The following is a 1,623-nucleotide window of genomic DNA, read 5'->3' as shown; positions in this document are numbered from 1 at the left end:
GGCTTGACCCCTACAACCAGGATTTCCAGGCAACCGACTATGCCGCAGTGCTTATTGAAAAATACACCGATGTTACGGGTGCTCAGTTGGAAGAAAACACCATCGGCTGTTCTGTGGCAGGACGTATCGTTGCCTACCGCAATTTTGGCAAGGCATCCTTTGCACACGTCCAGGACTCCTCCGGCAAGAAGATACAAATATATCTGGCCAGGGACATCCTCAAGGACACGTTTCCGGTCCTCAAGAAGCTGGACATCGGAGACATCATCGGCGTCAACGGCAGACTGTTCAGGACACGCACGGATGAGTTGACTATCGAGGTCAGCGACTTCAAGATACTGGCCAAGGCCCTGCGCCCACTGCCTGAGAAGTGGCACGGCCTCAAGGACGTCGAACTACGTTACCGACAGCGCTACCTCGATCTTATAGTCAACCCCGAAGTCAGAACAACATTTGCCTCCCGAAGCAAGATCATAAAGGCAATTCGCGACTTTTTTGAGACCAAGGGCTTTATTGAGGTCGAAACCCCCATGATGCACCCCATACCGGGTGGGGCCGCGGCAAAACCCTTCAAGACTCACCACAACACCCTGGGCATGGACCTGTTTCTGCGCATAGCACCGGAACTCTACCTCAAGCGCCTGATCGTTGGCGGCTATGAGCGCGTCTTTGAGATCAACCGAAACTTCCGCAACGAAGGGATATCCACAAAACACAACCCCGAGTTCACCATGATCGAGTTCTACATTGCTTACAAGGACTACCACTACCTCATGTCCTTTACCGAGGAGTTGCTGTGCTACGTGGCAATGCAGGCCATCGGAACTCTGAAGTTCAGGTACGGCGAGCACGACATCGACTTCACGCCACCCTGGAGACGGATTGCCTTCCTTGACAGCTTCAGGGACGCTGGTGTTCCTGACGAGGCGATGGGGGATACGGATAGCGTCATAAAATGGGCCAAAGACAACGGCATCGATATCCCAAAGGGGGCATCATACGCAACGGCACTCGATGAGATATTCAAGGAGCGCATGGAGCCTAACCTCATACAGCCCACCTTTATAATCGACTACCCGGTGGAGCTATCCCCGCTGGCAAAACGAAAGAAGGACAACCCCAGTCTCACCGACCGGTTTGAGTTGTTTATCACTGCCCGCGAAATGGCCAACGCCTTCTCCGAGCTAAACGACCCCATCGACCAGCGCGGCAGATTCAACGACCAGCTCATTGCCAGACAGAAGGGTGATGAGGAGGCACACGTCATGGATGAGGACTTTCTCCGGGCACTTGAGTTTGCCATGCCACCAACCGCCGGTGAAGGCATCGGCATTGACAGGCTTGTCATGCTCCTTACGAACTCTCAATCCATCAGGGATGTGATCCTCTTCCCGCAGTTAAAGCCGCAACAATGAAGACTTCATAATAAGGTGCGGTTTGTAGCAGGGGGCTTCAGCCCCCCTTTCTTTCTTGTATGCAGGCAATTTTGATACCCGAAAAAACTCGAATCCGATCAGTATAGTACCACTATCAACCGTGGTTGCAAGGATTTAAGCCACTTTTATACCTGTGTAATATGGCATTGTTACTGTGCGTGAGCAACGTGACCACGTTTGAATGGAG

General features: G+C 52.5%; 1 protein-coding gene. It reads left to right on the top strand.

Annotation, left to right across the window (positions count from 1 at the left end; genetic code table 11):
• Nucleotides 1-1,415: lysine--tRNA ligase (gene lysS / locus HWQ67_RS17960; RefSeq protein WP_218254067.1), on the top strand; the 1,415-nt coding region annotated here is incomplete at its 5' end.
• Nucleotides 1,416-1,623: the final 208 nt, after the last annotated feature.

Source organism: Candidatus Magnetobacterium casense, assembly GCF_019173545.1.
GTDB classification, from domain to species: domain Bacteria; phylum Nitrospirota; class Thermodesulfovibrionia; order Thermodesulfovibrionales; family Magnetobacteriaceae; genus Magnetobacterium; species Magnetobacterium cryptolimnobacter.
Note: the sequence above shows the minus strand (reverse complement) of the source record. Positions and strands in the feature narration are given on the sequence as shown.